Source organism: Pseudomonas sp. G11, assembly GCF_029457515.1.
Classification (GTDB): Bacteria; Pseudomonadota; Gammaproteobacteria; order Pseudomonadales; family Pseudomonadaceae; genus Aquipseudomonas; species Aquipseudomonas gorinensis.
Window position 1 is genome coordinate 3,237,526 of sequence record NZ_CP120377.1, and the last position, 18,780, is coordinate 3,256,305.

2 protein-coding genes are annotated in these 18,780 nt (G+C 64.7%); both read left to right on the forward strand.

Annotated elements, in window-relative coordinates; genetic code table 11:
- Positions 1–54: 54 nt before the first annotated feature.
- Positions 55–10,989 carry a non-ribosomal peptide synthase/polyketide synthase gene (locus P2T68_RS15070; RefSeq protein ID WP_277379523.1) on the forward strand — a complete coding sequence of 3,645 codons (10,935 nt, stop codon included), beginning with the start codon at positions 55–57 and terminating at the stop codon, positions 10,987–10,989.
- Between the two features lie 3 nt (positions 10,990–10,992).
- The gene (locus P2T68_RS15075) at positions 10,993–18,774 is read left to right on the forward strand and encodes a non-ribosomal peptide synthetase (protein WP_277379524.1); all 7,782 of its coding nucleotides are present in this window, start codon (positions 10,993–10,995) and stop codon (positions 18,772–18,774) included.
- Positions 18,775–18,780 lie beyond the last annotated feature (6 nt).

Sequence of the window (18,780 nt, forward strand, 5' to 3'; positions counted from 1 at the left end):
TTATAGGGACGACGTGCCTTTGTGCTTCCCGCCTATTGCTCCGGACTCCAAGAAATGAATGCTGAAGACTCCTTGAAACTTGCTCGCCGGTTTATCGGGTTGCCCCTGGAAAAACGCCAGCTGTTCCTGCAGGCGTTGCAGAAGGAAGGGGTGGATTTTTCCCGGTTTCCGATTCCGGCAGGGGTGGAGGCGCAGGATCGCCAGGCGTTGTCCTACGCGCAGCAGCGCATGTGGTTTCTGTGGCAACTGGACCCGACCAGCGGCGCCTACAATTTGCCGGGGGCGGTGCGGCTCAAGGGCGCATTGAACCAGCGCGCCATGGAGCAGGCATTCGCCAGCCTGGTGGCGCGCCATGAAACGTTGCGCACGGTGTTCCAGCGCCAGGCCGATGAGCGCCTGGTGCAGGTGGCCGTCGAGCCATCGCTGGCCATCGAACACCTGGATTTCAGCGCATTGGAGCCGACGGCGCGCGAGCAGGCCGTCAACCAGGCGGCAACCCGTCAATCGCTGTTGCCGTTCGACCTGGAGCACGGGCCGTTGCTGCGTGTGCAGTTGCTCAAGCTCGATGCACAGGAACACGTGCTGCTGCTGACCCTGCACCATATCGTCTCCGATGGCTGGTCGATGAACGTGCTGATCGACGAGTTCATCCGCTTTTACGACGCCCACGAGCGCAACGACACGCCGCAACTGCCGCCATTGCCGATCCAGTACAGCGACTATGCCCTGTGGCAGCGCTGCTGGCTGGAAGCCGGGGAGCAGGCGCGCCAGCTCGACTACTGGCAAGCGCGCCTGGGCGATGAGCACCCGGTACTGGAATTGCCGACCGACCGTCCACGCCCGGCCATGCCCAGCTATCAGGGCACGCGCCATACCTTCGCAATCGACCCGGCACTGGCGGTACAACTGCGCAACTGCGCGCAAAAGCACAATGTCACGCTGTTCATGCTGCTGCTTGGCGCGTTCAACGTGTTGTTGCATCGCTACACCGGGCAGGTTGATCTGCGCATCGGCGTGCCCATCGCCAACCGCAATCGCAGTGAAGTCGAAGGGCTGATCGGCTTCTTCGTCAACACCCAGGTGCTGCGCACCGAGCTGACCGGGCAGACCCGCGTGGCCGAGTTGCTGCACGCCATCAAGGAGCATGCCCTGGGCGCCCAGGACCACCAGGAGTTGCCGTTCGAACGCTTGGTAGAAGCCCTGAAGGTCGAGCGCAGCCTCAGCCATACGCCGCTGTTCCAGGTGATGTACAACCACCAGCCGGTGGTGGCCGACATCGCCTCGGTCCGCACTGCCTCTGGCCTGGAACTGGCCCTGGTGGAGTGGCAGGGCCGCACCACCCAGTTCGACCTGACCCTTGATACCTATGAAAAGTCCGGCACCCTGCATGCCGCGCTGACTTACGCCAACGACCTGTTCGACGCGCCCTCCATCGCCCGTATGGCGCGCCACTGGATCCGTCTGTTGCAGGCCATGGTGGCCGATGGTGAGCAGCGCATCGGTGAGTTGCCGATGCTGGCCGCCGACGAGCAGCACCTGCTGGTGCAGGCCTGGAACCAGACCGCCGCGCCGTACCCGACTGAGCGTGCCATGCACCACTTGATCGAAGACCAGGTGCAGCGCACACCGGATGCCCCGGCGCTGGTGTTCGGCACCACCACCTTGACCTATGCGCAACTCGACGCGCACGCCAATCAACTGGCCCACGCCTTGCGCGAGCAGGGCGTCGGCCCGGACGTGCTGGTGGGGATTTGTGTCGAGCGCTCCCTCCACATGGTGGTCGGCCTGCTGGCGATCCTCAAGGCCGGTGGCGCCTATGTACCGCTGGACCCCGAATACCCCCAGGAACGCCTGGCCTACATGATCGAAGACAGCGGCATTGCGCTGCTGCTCAGCCAACAGAGCCTATTGCCGTTGTTGCCTGCCGCTGGCCTGCGGGTGATTGCCCTGGACCAGCCCGCGCTGTGGCTGGAGGGCTATAGCAGCGCCTCGCCGGCGGTGCCCATGCAGGCGCAGAACCTGGCCTACGTGATCTACACCTCCGGCTCCACCGGCAAGCCCAAGGGCGCCGGCAACAGCCACCGTGCACTGGTCAACCGCCTGTGCTGGATGCAGCAGGCCTACGCGTTGGATGCCAGTGACGCGGTCCTGCAGAAAACTCCGTTCAGCTTTGACGTATCGGTATGGGAGTTCTTCTGGCCGCTGATGACCGGCGCTCGCCTGGTGGTGGCCGCGCCAGGCGAACACCGCGAGCCCGCGCGCCTGATCGAGACCATCGGCCAGCACGCCATCACCACCTTGCACTTTGTGCCGTCGATGCTCCAGGCGTTTATCCATGAGCCGGGCGTGCAGCGCTGTACCCGCCTCAAGCGCATCGTGTGCAGCGGCGAGGCATTGCCCCTCGACGCGCAGCGCCAGGTGTTCGCCAAATTGCCGAACGCCGCCCTGTACAACCTCTACGGCCCGACCGAAGCCGCCATCGACGTGACCCACTGGACGTGCGTCGACGAAGGCGCCGATAGCGTGCCCATTGGCCGCCCGATCGCCAACCTCGCCACCTATGTGCTCGACGCCCAGCTCAACCCCGTGCCCGCTGGCGTATCCGGCGAGCTGTACCTGGGCGGCACCGGCCTGGCGCGCAGTTACCATCGGCGCCCTGGCTTGACGGCGGAGCGCTTTGTGCCGAGCCCGTTCGTTGCGGGGGAGCGCCTGTACCGTACCGGCGACCGCGTGCGCCAACGGGCCGACGGCGTGCTCGAATACCTGGGCCGCCTCGATCATCAGGTCAAGTTGCGCGGCCTGCGCATCGAGCTGGGCGAAATTGAAGCGCAACTGATGCAGCACCCCGGCGTACGTGAAGCCGTGGTGCTGGTTCACGGCGGCAAGCAGTTGGTGGCGTACCTGGTGCCGAATGGCGACGCGCCAACCGACCTCAAGGCCTGGCTGCTCGACAGCTTGCCGGAGTACATGGTCCCCACCCACTTGATCACCCTGGACCAGCTGCCGGTGACCGCCAACGGCAAGCTCGACCGCAAGGCCTTGCCAGTGCCGGAAGCTGTGGCGCAGCAGGCATTCGCTGCCCCGCAGGAGCCTGTACAGAAAGCGTTGGCGGCGATCTGGCGCGATGTGCTCGGGGTCGAGCAGGTCGGCCTGGACGACAATTTTTTCGAACTGGGCGGCGACTCGATCATCTCCATCCAGGTGGTCAGCCGCGCGCGCCAGGCGGGCATACGCCTGAGCCCGCGCGACCTGTTCCAGTACCAGAGTGTGCGCAGCCTGGCGCGGGTAGCGAGCCAGGACGCGTCGATCGTTATCGATCAGGGCCCGGTGAGCGGGGAGGTGATCCTGACCCCGGTGCAGCAGGTTTTTTTCGCCCAGGCGATCCCGGCGCGCCAGCATTGGAACCAGTCACTGTTGCTGACCCCGCGCGAGGCGCTGGAGCCTGCGCGGCTGGACGCCGCCTTGACGCACTTGATCAACCATCACGACGCCCTGCGCCTGCGTTTTACCCCACAGGGCGACGGCTGGCAGCAAGCCTACGCCGTGCCGGTGACGGAGGCGGCGTTGTGGCAATCCCACGCGAGCACCGATGCTGAGCTGGCAGCACTGTGTGACGAAGCCCAGCGCAGCCTCGACCTGGCGCAAGGCCCGCTGCTGCGTGCCGCGTTGGTCAGCCTGGCCGATGGCACACAACGCTTGCTGCTGGTGGTGCACCACCTGGTGGTCGATGGCGTGTCCTGGCGCATTCTGCTGGAGGACCTGCAACAGGCTTATCGCGAGCAGCCCTTGCCAAACAAGACCAGCGCCTACCAGCACTGGGCGCGGCAGTTGCAGGCCCATGCAAGCACCCTCAGCGCGCAATTGCCGTACTGGCAGGCCCAGTCCAGCGACACCGAGCTGCCGTGCGACAACCCCGAGGGCGGCCTGCAAAACCACCTGGAGGGCAGGCTCGAGACCCGCCTCAATGCCGAGCAGACCCGCCGGTTGTTGCAGGACGCGCCGCTGGCCTATCGCACCCAGGTCAATGACCTGCTGCTGACCGCGTTGGTCCGCGTGATCTGCCGTTGGAGCGGCCAGCCTGCCGCGCTGATCCAGCTCGAAGGCCATGGCCGCGAAGACCTGTTCGATGGGCTCGACCTGACCCGCACCGTCGGTTGGTTCACCAGCCTGTTCCCGGTCCGCCTGCAAGCCGATGGCGAGTTGTCGAGCGCGATCAAAGCGGTCAAGGAGCAACTGCGTGCCGTGCCCGACAAGGGCCTGGGCTACGGCCTGCTGCGTTATCTGGGGACGCCCGAGGCCCGCGCGTCCCTCGCCGGGTTGGCCGCGCCGCGCATTACCTTCAACTACCTGGGCCAGTTCGACCGCCAGTTCGATGAGTCGGCGCTGTTCGTGCCCGCCAGCCAAGGCAGCGGCCAGGCCCAGGACCCCACGGCACCGCTGGCCAACTGGCTGACGGTGGAGGGCCAGGTGTACGGTGGCGAACTGGCGCTGCAATGGGGCTTCAGCCGCGAGATGTTCCAGGCCTCGACCCTTCAGGGCCTGGCGGACGATTACCAGCGCGAGCTGTTGGCGCTGATCGAGCATTGCGTCGATCCGCAACACGGTGCTTTCACGCCGGCCGATGTCAGCCTGGCCCGCCTCACTCAACGGCAACTGGACGACCTGGCGCTGCCATCGCGCGACGTGCAGGACCTGTACCCACTGTCACCGATGCAACAGGGCATGCTGTTCCACAGCCTGTACCAGCAGGATCAGGACGCAATCTATGTCAGCCAGTTGCGCGCCAATCTCCACGGCCTGGACGTGCCGCGCTTCAAACGCGCCTGGGAGCAGGTGCTGGCGCGGCACGACATGTTGCGCACCGGGTTTATCTGGCAGCAGGACCAGGCGCAGCCGTTGCAAGCGGTGTATCGCGAGAGCGCCTTGCCCTTCGTCGAGTACGACTGGCAGGCGCAACCAGACCCGCAAGCGGCATTGGATGCGTTGAGCGAATCCACGCGCGCGCAAGGTTTCGTGTTGGATCGGGCGCCGTTGCTCAGCCTGAAACTGGTGCGTATCGGTGTCGATCGTTTCCACCTGATCCTCACCAACCATCACATCCTGTTGGACGGTTGGAGCCGGGCGCAATTGCTGGGGGAGGTCTTGCAGCACTATGTCGGCCAGCCGTTGCCGGCGCTGCAAGGGCATTACCGCGACTACATTGGCTGGTTGCAAGGCCAGGACTCGTCGGCCAGCGAGGCATTCTGGAAAGGCCAGTTGGCCACGTTGCAGGCGCCGACGCGCTTGGCGTGCGCCACCCCGACCGAGCATTCTTCGGCCAAGGGCAGCTACGCCCTGGCCCTGAGCGTCGCGCAGACCGCGCCACTCAAGGCGTTTGCCCAGGCCCACAAAATCACCCTGAACACGCTGGTGCAAGCCGCCTGGCTGTTGCTGCTGCAACGCCAGACCGGCCAGGACACCGTGGTGTTCGGCGCCACGGTGGCCGGGCGGCCGGCGGGGTTGCCGGGTGTGGAGCAGCAGGTCGGGCTGTTCATCAATACCTTGCCGGTGATCGCCACCCCGAGCCCGACCTTGTGGGTCAGTGAGTGGTTGCAACAGGTACAGGCACAGAACCTCAGCTTGCGTGAGCACGAGCACACGCCCTTGTTCGATATCCAGCGTTGGGCGGGCGCCAGTGGCGCGGCGTTGTTCGACACGCTGCTGGTGTTTGAAAACTATCCGGTTTCCGCCGCGCTGGCCGCTGGCGCGCCGGCCGGGTTGACCTTCAGTGATGTGCAGAACATCGAGCAGACCCACTACCCGCTGACCGTCTTGTTGGGGGCAGGCGCGGGCCTGGAATTCGAGTTCAGCTTTGATGTGCAGGTGTTCAGTGAGGCGCAGATCGAGCAACTGGCCACGCACTTCCAGTACCTGTTGCAAGGCTTGGCCTGCACCACAGCGCAGCGCCTGGGGGATTTGCCGTCGCTGACGGAGGCCGCGCGCCGCCAGGTGCTCGGCGACTGGAATGCCACCGCGCGGGACTACCCGTTGCAGCGTTGCGTGCATGAGCTGATTGAAGCGCAGGTCGCGCGTGCACCGCAGGCGCCGGCGTTGCGCTTCGGCGATGTGTCGCTGAGCTATACCGAGCTGAACCGCCGCGCCAATCGCCTGGCCCATCGTTTGCTCGAGGCAGGCGTCGGGCCGGATGTGCTGGTGGGCCTGGCGCTGGAGCGTTCCGTCGAAATGGTGGTCGGCTTGCTGGCGGTGCTCAAGGCCGGCGGTGCGTACGTGCCGCTGGACCCGGAGTACCCGCGCGAACGCCTGGCCTACATGCTCGAAGACAGCGGCGTGAAGCTGCTGCTGACTCAAGCGCAGGTGCTGGCGCAACTGCCGATTCCCCAAGGTTTGGAAACCCTGGTGTTGGGTGAATCAACATTCGAAGGCTACAGCGAAGAGAACCCCGGCATCGCCTTGGACGGCGAAAACCTGGCCTACGTGATCTACACCTCCGGCTCCACCGGCCAACCCAAGGGGGCGGGAAACCGGCATGCGGCGTTGCTCAACCGCCTGCACTGGATGCAGGAAGCCTACGCCCTGGATGCCAGTGACAGCGTGTTGCAAAAGACCCCGTTCAGCTTCGACGTGTCGGTGTGGGAATTCTTCTGGCCGCTGATGACCGGTTCGCGCCTGGTTGTGGCAGCCCCAGGTGATCATCGCGATCCAGCCAAACTGGTCAGCCTGATTCGGACCGAACAGATCACCACGCTGCACTTCGTGCCGTCGATGTTGCAGGCGTTTCTCCAGGACCCGGACGTCGCCCATTGCCACAGCCTGCAACGCATCGCGTGCAGTGGCGAAGCCTTGCCGGTGGACGCACAGCAACAAGTCTTCGCCAAACTTCCGCACGCCGCGCTGTACAACTTGTACGGCCCGACCGAAGCGGCCATCGATGTGACCCACTGGACCTGCATTGAAGAGGGCCGCGACGCCGTACCGATTGGCCGTCCGATTGCCAACCTCGTCTGCTACATCCTCGACAACAACTTCGAGCCCGCTCCGGTCGGCGTACTGGGCGAGTTGTACCTGGGGGGGATCGGCCTGGCGCGGGGTTATCACCGTCGTCCGGCGCTGACCGCCGAGCGTTTCATCGCCAACCCGTTCGTAAAAGGTGAGCGCCTGTACCGCACCGGCGACCTGGCGCGTTATCGCGACGACGGCGTGATCGAATACGCCGGGCGCATTGACCATCAGGTGAAATTGCGTGGCCTGCGCATCGAACTGGGCGAAATCGAAGCGCGCCTGCTGGAGCACGACTGGGTGCGTGAGGCCGCGGTGCTAGCGGTCGACGGCAAATACCTGGTCGGCTACCTGGTGCTGCAAGGCGCCGAGGAGGATTGGCGTGAGGTCTTGAGCGCCCACCTGGCCAGCCATTTGCCGGACTATATGGTCCCGGCGCAATGGATGCTGCTGGAGCACATGCCCTTGAGCCCCAACGGCAAGCTGGACCGCAAAGCGCTGCCCAAGCCCGATGTCGTCGGCCGTGAGTACCTCGCGCCGAGCAGCGAGTTGGAGCAACAGGTCGCCGCGATCTGGGCTGAGGTACTCGACGTGGAACGTGTCGGGATGCACGACCATTTCTTCGAGCTGGGCGGCCACTCCCTATTGGCCACCCAAGCCGTGTCACGTATGCGCCATGGCTTGGGTCTGGACGTGAATGTGAAGGCGCTGTTTGAGCAGCCCGTGCTGGGCAACTTTGTCCGCGCCTTGACCCAGGCCCGCGTTGCAATCACCCGGATTGAGCGGGCCGAACGTGACCAACCCTTGGCCCTGTCCTATGCCCAGGAGCGCCAGTGGTTCCTTTGGCAACTGGACCCGCACAGCGCCGCCTACCATGTGCCCCGCGCCTTGCGCCTGAAAGGCCGGCTGGATCGCGACGCCCTGCAGCGCGCCTTCGATACGCTGGTGGCGCGCCACGAAAGCCTGCGTACCCACTTCCAGTCAGAGGCCGGTCGTACCGTTCAAGTGATCAGCCCGCGGGCGCGGATCGAATTGCACCCGGTCGACACCGATGAAGCCCATCTCAAGGCGCAGGTCGAGGCGCGCATCACCCAGCCGTTCGACCTGCGCCAGGGCCCGCTGATGCGTGTGACCCTGTTGCGCCTGGCCGAGGACGAGCATGTCTTGGTGCTGGTGCAGCACCACATCATCTCCGATGGCTGGTCGATGCAGGTGATGGTCGATGAACTGGTGCAACTCTACGCCGCCTATAGCCAGGGCCAAATGCTGCAACTGCCGGCCTTGCCGATCCAGTACGCCGATTACGCGCAGTGGCAGCGCGACTGGATGGAGGCGGGGGAGAAGGCGCGCCAGCTGGCTTACTGGCGAGACCTGCTGGGGGGCGAACAACCGGTGCTGGAGCTGCCGTTCGATCATCAGCGCCCGGCGGTGCCTACCCATCGTGGCGCGCGCCTGAATATTGCGCTGCCGGTGCCGTTGGTCGAGCGTCTCCAGGCCCTCGCCCAGCGTGAAGGCGTGACCGTGTTCATGCTGTTGCTGGGGGCTTACCAGGCGCTGTTGCATCGCTACAGCGGCCAACGGGATATTCGCGTCGGCGTGCCCATCGCCAACCGCAACCGCGTGGAGATCGAGGGCCTGATCGGCTTCTTCGTCAACACCCAGGTACTCAAGGCCGACATCGATGGGCACACCACCGTCCGCCAGTTGCTGGCCCAGGTCAAACAGCGTGCGCTGGAGGCCCAGGCCCACCAGGACCTGCCGTTCGAGCAGTTGGTCGAAGCCCTGCAGCCGGAGCGCAGCCTGAGCCTTAGCCCGTTGTTCCAGGTCGCGTTCAACCACCATATCAGCCAGTCCGGCCGGCATTTACGGAGCCTGGCGCAGTTGGACATGAGCCCGGTGAGCTGGGACGAAGCCGTCGCGCAATTCGACCTGACCCTGGATATCGAAGAGTCCCCGGAGCAACTGGGCGCCTCGCTGAGTTATGCCACCGATCTGTTCGACGCCTCGACCATCGAGCGCATGGCGCGCCACTGGCAGAACCTGTTGCAGGCGATGGTCGATGATCAGGCGCAGAGCATTGGCCAATTGAACCTGCTGGATCGCGACGAACAGCAGCACATCTTGCAACTGTGGAACCGCACCGATTCCGGCTTCCCGGCCACGCGCCTGGTGCACGAATTGGTCGCTGACCGCGCCGCTGAAACACCGGAGGCCGTGGCGGTGAAGTTCGACGCGCAGACCCTGACTTACGGCGAGCTGGACCGCCAGGCCAACCGCCTGGCCCGTGCGCTGATCGCCCGTGGTGTGGGCCCGGAAGTGCGCGTGGCGATTGCCATGCCGCGCAGCGCCGAGATCATGGTGGCGTTCCTCGCGGTGCTCAAGGCGGGTGGGGTGTATGTGCCGCTGGATATCGAATACCCGCGTGATCGCCTGCTGTACATGATGCAAGACAGCCGCGCCCGGTTGCTGCTGACGCATACGCGGGCGTTGCAGCAACTGCCGATCCCTGACGGCTTGGATACCCTGGCGATCGATCGCACCGAGGAATGGGCCGATTACAGCGACACGGCTCCAGACGTGAAGCTGCACGGCGACAACCTCGCCTACGTGATCTACACCTCCGGCTCCACCGGCCTGCCCAAGGGCGTGGCGGTGTCCCACGGCCCGCTGGTGGCGCACATCATTGCCACCGGCGAGCGCTATGAAACCTCGCCGGCCGATTGCGAACTGCACTTCATGTCGTTCGCCTTCGACGGTTCCCACGAAGGCTGGATGCACCCGCTGATCAACGGTGCAAGCGTGCTGATCCGCGATGACAGCCTGTGGTTGCCCGAATACACCTACGCGCAGATGCATCGCCACCAGGTGACGATGGCCGTGTTCCCGCCGGTGTACCTGCAACAGCTGGCCGAGCATGCCGAGCGCGACGGTCACCCACCGGCTGTGCGGGTGTACTGCTTCGGCGGGGATGCGGTGGCGCAAGCCAGCTACGACCTGGCCTGGCGCGCGCTGAAACCGACCTACCTGTTCAATGGCTACGGCCCGACCGAAACCGTGGTCACGCCGCTGCTGTGGAAGGCCCGCAAGGGTGACCCATGCGGGGCGGTCTATGCGCCCATCGGCACACTGCTCGGCAACCGCAGCGGCTATGTGCTGGACGCGCAACTCAACCTGCAACCCATCGGTGTGGCCGGTGAGTTGTACCTGGGCGGGGAGGGCGTGGCCCGGGGTTACTTGGAACGTCCGGCACTGACCGCCGAACGTTTCGTGCCAGACCCCTTCGGCAAACCCGGCAGCCGCGTGTACCGCAGCGGCGACCTGACCCGTGGCCGCCCAAATGGCGTGGTGGATTACCTTGGCCGCGTCGACCATCAAGTGAAGATCCGCGGCTTCCGCATCGAACTGGGCGAAATCGAAGCGCGCCTGCGAGAGCAGGACAGCGTCGGCGAAACCGTGGTCGTGGCCCAGGACGGCCCGACCGGCAAGCAACTGGTGGCCTATGTGGTGCCTGCCGACCCCGCCCTGATCAACGCGGTGGAGTTCCGCGATGCCCTGCGCCGCGCCCTCAAGTCCCGCCTGCCGGACTACATGGTACCCGCGCACTTCATGTTCCTCGCGCAGATGCCGCTGACCCCCAACGGCAAGCTCGACCGCAAGGGCTTGCCCGCGCCGGACCCGAGCCAGTTGCAACAACACTACGTGGCGCCTGAAACCGAGCTGGAGCAACAGATCGCCGCGATCTGGGCCGAGGTGCTGCGTCTGCCGAAGGTGGGCTTGAACGACAACTTCTTCGAAGTCGGCGGCCATTCGCTGCTGGCCATCCAGATCACCTCGCGGGTCCAGGCTGAACTGGGCCTGGAAGTGCCGCTGGTGGAAGTGTTCCAGACCGATTCACTGCGCGCCTATGCCCAGGCGGCTGCCACCTTCCGCGCGGGTACGGCGGAAGATTTTGATGACCTTCGTGACTTTTTGAGCGAACTAGAGGCGATTTGAACCATGCTTTCCAACCCGAATATCGACCTGGTCTCGCGCTTTCTTCGCTTGCCGCTGGAACAGCGCCAGCAGTTCTATCAACGTCTGCAAAGCCGTGGCATGAGTTTCGCTCAATTGCCGATTGCCGCGATCCGCGAGGACGGCCAACACTTGCCGCTGTCCTACGCCCAAGAGCGCCAGTGGTTCCTCTGGCAGCTCGACCCGGACAGCGCCGCGTATCACGTCCCCGGAGCCCTGCGCCTGAGCGGGCGGCTGGACAAGGCTGCCCTGCAACGCAGCTTCGATGCCCTGGTGGCGCGGCATGAAAGCCTGCGCACCCGTTTGCACCTGGGCGATGAACAGCGTTCCCAGGAAGTGCTGGCCCATGCCGTGGTCCGGATCGCTGAAAGCCCGGTCGACGAGGCCCGGCTCAAGGCGCGCGTGGAAGCCGAAATCGCGCGGCCGTTCGATTTGCAGCAAGGTCCGCTGCTGCGGGTCAGCCTGCTCACCCTGAGTGAAGACGAGCACGTACTGGTGCTGGTGCAGCACCATATTGTCTCGGACGGTTGGTCCATGGGCGTGATGGTGCAGGAGCTGATGCAACGCTACGCGGCCTACAGCCAGGGCGAGGACTGCACCCTGGCGCCGTTGCCGATCCAGTACGCTGACTACGCCCTATGGCAACGCCGCTGGATGGAAGCGGGCGAGAAGGCGCGGCAGTTGGCCTATTGGCGTGAGCTACTCGGTGGCACGCAACCGGTGCTGGAGCTGCCCCTCGATCACCCGCGTCCGGCGCAACAGAGCTTCCTGGGCGCGCGCCAGGACATCGCCCTGGAACCCGCGCTGGTGGCCGGGGTGAAAGCCTTGGCCCAGGGTGAAGGCGTGACGCTGTTCATGCTGCTGCTGGCGTCGTTCCAGGCGTTTCTGTATCGCTACAGCGGCCAGCAGGACATCCGGGTCGGCGTGCCGATTGCCAACCGCAACCGCGTCGAGACCGAATCGCTGATCGGCTTTTTCGTCAACACCCAGGTGCTCAAGGCCGATCTCGACGGCCAAATGAGCTTTGCTCAATTGCTCCAGCACACCAAGCGCCGCGCCTTGGAAGCCCAGGCCCACCAGGACCTGCCCTTCGAGCAGTTGGTCGAGGCGTTGCAACCGGAACGTACCTTGAGCCACAACCCGTTGTTCCAGGTGATGTTCAACCATCAGGCCAACACCCAGGCGAGCGCCCGGCAACTGCCGGGCCTGCGCGTGGCCAACCTGGAATGGGAGACCCGCAGCGCCCAGTTCGACCTGAGCCTGGACACCCAGGAAAGCGCCGACGGCGTGCGGGCCTCGTTGACCTACGCCACCGACCTGTTCGGCGCCGCCACGGCGTCGCGCATGCTGCGCCACTGGCTGGGCCTGTTGCGCGTGGCCGTGGCCAACCCGGCGTTGCCGTTGCAGGACCTGGCGGTGCTGGACGCGGCTGAGCGCGAGCAAATCGTTTACCAATGGAACGCCACCGCGCGGGACTACCCAGTGCAGCGTTGCGTGCATGAGCTGATTGAAGCGCAGGTCGCGCGTGCACCGCAGGCGCCAGCGTTGCGTTTCGGCGATGTGTCGCTGAGCTATGCCGAGCTGAACCGCCGCGCCAATCGCCTGGCCCATCGTTTGATCGAGGCAGGCGTCGGGCCGGATGTGCTGGTGGGGCTGGCGCTGGAGCGCTCCGTCGAAATGGTGGTTGGCCTGCTGGCGGTGCTCAAGGCCGGCGGTGCATACGTGCCGCTGGACCCGGAATACCCGCGCGACCGCCTGGCCTACATGCTCGAAGACAGCGGCGTGAAGCTGCTGCTGACTCAAGCGCAGGTGCTGGCGCAACTGCCGATCCCCCAAGGTTTGGAAACCCTGGTGCTGGGTGAATCAACACTCGAAGGCTACAGCGAAGAGAACCCCGGCATCGCCTTGGACGGCGAAAACCTGGCCTACGTGATCTACACCTCCGGCTCCACCGGCCAACCCAAGGGGGCGGGCAACCGGCATGCGGCGTTGCTTAACCGCCTGCACTGGATGCAGGAAGCCTACACCCTGGATGCCAGCGACAGCGTGCTGCAAAAGACCCCGTTCAGCTTCGACGTGTCGGTGTGGGAATTCTTCTGGCCGCTGATGACCGGTTCGCGCCTGGTTGTGGCAGCACCGGGGGATCACCGCGATCCAGCCAAGCTGATCAGCCTGATTCAGACCGAACAGATCACCACGCTGCACTTCGTGCCGTCGATGTTGCAGGCGTTTCTCCAGGACCCGGAAGTCGCCGATTGCCACAGCCTGCAACGCATCATCTGCAGCGGCGAAGCCTTACCGGTGGATGCGCAGCAACAAGTCTTCGCCAAACTTCCGCACGCCGCGCTCTACAACCTCTATGGCCCGACCGAAGCCGCCATCGACGTGACCCACTGGACCTGCATTGAAGAGGGCCGCGACGCCGTACCGATTGGCCGTCCGATTGCCAACCTCGGCTGCTACATCCTCGACAACAACTTCGAGCCCGCTCCGGTCGGCGTACTGGGCGAGTTGTACCTGGGGGGTATCGGCCTGGCGCGCGGTTATCACCGTCGTCCGGCGTTGACCGCCGAGCGTTTCATCGCCAACCCGTTCGTAAAAGGCGAACGCCTGTACCGCACCGGCGACCTGGCGCGTTATCGCGACGATGGCGTAATCGAATACGCCGGGCGCATTGACCATCAGGTGAAATTGCGTGGCCTGCGCATCGAGCTGGGCGAAATCGAAGCGCGTCTGCTGGAGCACGATCACGTACGTGAGGCCGCGGTGTTGGCGGTCGACGGCAAATACCTGGTCGGCTACCTGGTGCTGCAAGGCGCCGAGGAGGATTGGCGTGAGGTCTTGAGCGCCCACCTGGCCAGCCATTTGCCGGACTATATGGTGCCGGCCCAATGGCTGAGACTGGAGCAGATGCCGCTCAGCCCTAATGGCAAGCTGGACCGCAAGGCCCTGCCAAAACCCGAAGCCGCGCAACCGTACGAAGCCCCGCAAAGTGCGCTGGAACAACGGATCGCCGCGATCTGGGCGCAAGTACTCGGGGTCGAGCACGTCGGCTTGAACGACAATTTCTTCGAACGCGGCGGCGACTCGATCATCTCGATCCAGGTGGTCAGCCGCGCCCGTGCCGAAGGTATCCACTTCAGCGCCAAGGCCCTGTTCCAGCATCAGACCGTGCGCAGCCTGGCGCGCGTGGCGCAGTTGCAGACCGCCCACGTGATCGACCAGGGCCCGGTGCAGGGGTTGACGCCGTTGCTGCCGTTCCAGCAACTGTTTTTCGAACGAAAACTGCCGCACGCGCATCACTGGAACCAATCGCTGCTGCTGACCCCGCGCCAGCCGCTAGAGGCCGAGCGGTTGACGGCAGCCCTGCAAGCCATCACCCGGCATCACGATGTGCTGCGCCTGAGTTTCAGCCAGCAGGCCGATGGCTGGGTCGCGCGCCATGACGCACCGAGCGCGAGCCTGCTGTGGCACGAGCGCGTACAAGATGCCAGCGAACTCCTGGCCCTCTGCGAACGGGCCCAACGTAGCCTGGACCTGCAACATGGCCCGTTGCTGCGCGCGGTACTCGCCGAGTTGGCCGATGGCTCCCAGCGCCTGTTGCTGGTGATGCACCACTTGGTGGTGGACGGCGTGTCCTGGCGGGTATTCCTTGAAGACCTGCAAAGCCTGTATCGCCAACATACGCTGCCGGCCAAGACGTCATCGTTCAAGGCCTGGGCCGAGCGCTTGCAGGCCCACGCGCGCGGCCCCTCGATGCAGGCGGAAAAAGACTTCTGGCTACAGCAGTTGCAGGGCGTGGCCACCGACTTGCCGTGCCGCGATCCGCAAGGTGCGTGCCCCGGCCGGTTGGCGCAGACCGTGGTCAGCCAACTGGATGCCGAACACACCCGGCAACTGCTGCAACAGGCACCCACGGCCTATCGCACGCAGATCAACGATCTGCTGCTGACCGCCCTGGCACGGGTGATCTGCCAGTGGAGCGGGCACGCTTCAAGCCTGATCCAGCTTGAAGGCCATGGCCGCGAAGACTTGTTTGACGACATCGACCTGACCCGCACCCTGGGTTGGTTCACCAGCCTGTTCCCGGTCCGCCTGACCCCGGCCGCGACCCTGGCCGGCTCGATCAAGCAGATCAAGGCGCAACTGCGTGCTATCCCCAACAAGGGCCTGGGCTTTGGCGCGCTGCGCTACCTGGGCGATGCGTCGACACGCCAGGCCTTCAGCCAATTGCCGCAGCCGCGTATCACCTTCAACTACCTGGGCCAGTTCGACGGCAGTTTTGATCAGCCGGACGGCCTGTTTGCCCCCGCGTCGGAACCTGCCGGCGCCGAGCAGAGCCCCGATACCCCGTTGAGCAACTGGTTGACCCTCAATGGCCAGGTGTATGGCGGTGAGTTGCAGATCGGCTGGACCTTCAGCCCATTGATGTTCGAGGCCCGTGAGATCGAAGCGCTGAGCGAGGCGTTTACCCGCGAATTGACGGCCCTGATAGAGCACTGCTGCACCCCGGGCAACAGCGGCTTCACGGCCTGCGACTTCCCATTGTCGCGCCTGGACCAGGCACAACTGGAGTCGCTGCCGCTGGCCGCCGAGGGCGTGGAGGATATCTACACCTTGTCGCCGATGCAGCAGGGCATGTTGTTCCACACCCTGTATGAACAGGCCGCGGGCGACTACATCAACCAGGTCCGCGTCACGGCCGAGGGCCTCGACGTGGCACGCTTCCAGCAAGCCTGGCAGGCCACGGTGCAGGCCCATGAGGTGTTGCGCACGGGGTTCTTCTGGGAAGGCCAGTTGGAGTGGCCGTGCCAGGTGGTGTACCGCGATGCGCCAGTGCGGATCGAAGTGCTGGACTGGCGCGCCATGCCCGAACGTGAACTGGAACTGCACAACCTGCAGCGTGCCCAGCGCCGCCAGGGCTTCGACCTGGCCAAGGCGCCACTGCTGCGTTTGCTGCTGGTGCGCACCGATGAGCAGCGCCATGAGCTGATCTACACCTATCACCACATCCTGATGGATGGCTGGAGCAACTCGCGTCTGTTTGGCGAAGTGCTGCAACGCTATGCCGGCGTGGCCGTCCCCGAGGCTGGCGGACGCTATCGCGACTACATTGGCTGGCTGCAACAGCGGGATGCCGACGCCACTGAAGCCTTCTGGCGCGCGCAGTTGAGCGCGCTGCAAACGCCGACCCGCCTGGGCAGCCGCCAGCCCGACGCTATCGACGGCTATGGCGACTACCGGTACAGCCTGGCGCAATCGCTGACCGCGCGGCTGGAAGCCTTTGCACGTTGCAATAAGGTCACCCTCAATACGCTGGTGCAGGCGGCCTGGTTGATTCTGCTGCAACGCCATAGCGGCCAGGCGGTGGTGTCTTTCGGCGCCACCGTGGCCGGGCGTCCGGCGGAGCTTTCCGGTGTAGAGCAACAGCTTGGCCTGTTCATCAACACCTTGCCGGTGATCTGCGCCGTGGACGGGCAACACACGGTGGCCGACTGGTTGCAGGCGGTCCAGGCGCAGAACCTGGCGCTGCGCGAGCATGAACACACCGGCCTGTATGACATTCAACGGTGGGCCGGGCAGGGCGGGGCGGCACTGTTCGACAACATCCTGGTGTTCGAAAACTACCCGGTGTCCAAAGCCCTGGAACAGAGCGGCGGCAGCGGTATTCGCTTCGGCGTGCCCAAGGCCCATGAACAAACGAGTTACCCGCTGACCGTGCTGGTGGACCTCGGCGAGACCCTGTCGCTGCACTTCAGTTTTGCCCATGGCTATTTCAAGGCTTCGACCGTGCACGGTTATGGCCGGCACCTGGTCAACCTGTTGCAGGCCATGGTCGATGACGGCCAACAGCGCCTGGGCGATTTGCCGATGCTGGATATCACCGAGCGTCGGCAGGTGCTGCAGGACTGGAATGCCACCGCACGGGACTACCCGTCGCAGCGTTGCGTGCATGAGCTGATTGAAGCGCAAGTCGCGCGTGCACCGCAGGCGCCGGCGTTGCGTTTCGGCGATGTGTCGCTGAGCTATGCCGAGCTGAACCGCCGCGCCAATCGCCTGGCCCATCGTTTGATCGAGGCAGGCGTCGGGCCGGATGTGCTGGTGGGCCTGGCGCTGGAGCGTTCCGTCGAAATGGTGGTCGGCTTGCTGGCGGTGCTCAAGGCCGGCGGTGCGTACGTGCCGCTGGACCCGGAGTACCCGCGCGAACGCCTGGCCTACATGCTCGAAGACAGCGGCGTGAAGCTGCTGCTGACTCAAGCGCAGGTGCTGGCGCAACTGCCGATTCCCCAAGGTTTGGAAACCCTGGTGTTGGGTGAATCAACATTCGAAGGCTACAGCGAAGAGAACCCCGGCATCGCCTTGGACGGCGAAAACCTGGCCTACGTGATCTACACCTCCGGCTCCACCGGCCAACCCAAGGGGGCGGGCAACCGGCATGCGGCGTTGCTTAACCGCCTGCACTGGATGCAGGAAGCCTACACCCTGGATGCCAGCGACAGTGTGCTGCAAAAGACCCCGTTCAGCTTCGACGTGTCGGTGTGGGAATTCTTCTGGCCGCTGATGACCGGTTCGCGTCTGGTTGTGGCAGCGCCGGGGGATCACCGCGATCCAGCCAAGCTGATCAGCCTGATCAAGGCTGAACAGATCACCACGCTGCACTTCGTGCCGTCGATGTTGCAGGCGTTTCTCCAGGCCCCGGAAGTCGCCCATTGCCATAGCCTGCAACGCATTGTGTGCAGTGGCGAAGCCTTGCCCGTGGATGCGCAGCAGCAGGTGTTCGCCAAGCTTCCGCACGCCGCGCTCTACAACCTCTATGGCCCGACCGAAGCCGCCATCGACGTGACCCACTGGACCTGCATTGAAGAAGGCCGCGATGCCGTACCGATTGGCCGTCCGATTGCCAACCTCGGCTGCTACATCCTCGACAACAACTTCGAGCCCGCCCCGGTCGGCGTACTGGGCGAGCTGTACCTGGGTGGCGTCGGTCTGGCGCGGGGTTATCACCGTCGTCCGGCGCTGACCGCCGAGCGTTTCATTGCCAACCCGTTCGTAAAAGGTGAGCGCCTGTACCGCACCGGCGACCTGGCGCGCTACCGCGACGACGGCGTGATCGAATACGCCGGGCGCATTGACCATCAGGTGAAATTGCGTGGCCTGCGTATCGAACTGGGCGAAATCGAAGCGCGCCTGCTGGAGCACGAGTGGGTGCGTGAGGCCGCGGTGTTGGCGGTCGACGGCAAATTCCTGGTTGGCTACCTGGTGCTGCAAGGCGTCGAGGAGGATTGGCGTGACGTCTTGAGCACCCACCTGGCCAGCCATTTGCCGGACTATATGGTCCCGGCGCAATGGATGCTGCTGGAGCAGATGCCGCTCAGCCCCAACGGCAAGCTGGACCGCAAAGCGCTGCCCAAGGTGGATGCCAACTTGCAGGCACGGCCGTACGTCGCGCCGCAGAGTGAGCTGGAGCAGCAGATTGCCGCGATCTGGGCCGAGGTGCTGGAGGTGGAGCGTGTGGGCTTGCACGACAACTTCTTCGAACTGGGCGGCCATTCCCTGCTGGCCACGCAAGTGGTGGTTCGCCTGCGTGAGCAGTTGCACAGCGAATTCGACGTCAAATCGATTTTCACCACACCGACCCTGGCCGAATTCACTGCCGGCGTGGCGGCGCAACAGACAATTAATTCGCCGGTGCAGGACGCATTGGCTAAATCCTTGGAGGCCCTCAAACGTCTATCAGCAGAAGATTTGGATAAATTGATTTCCTGAGGGGCG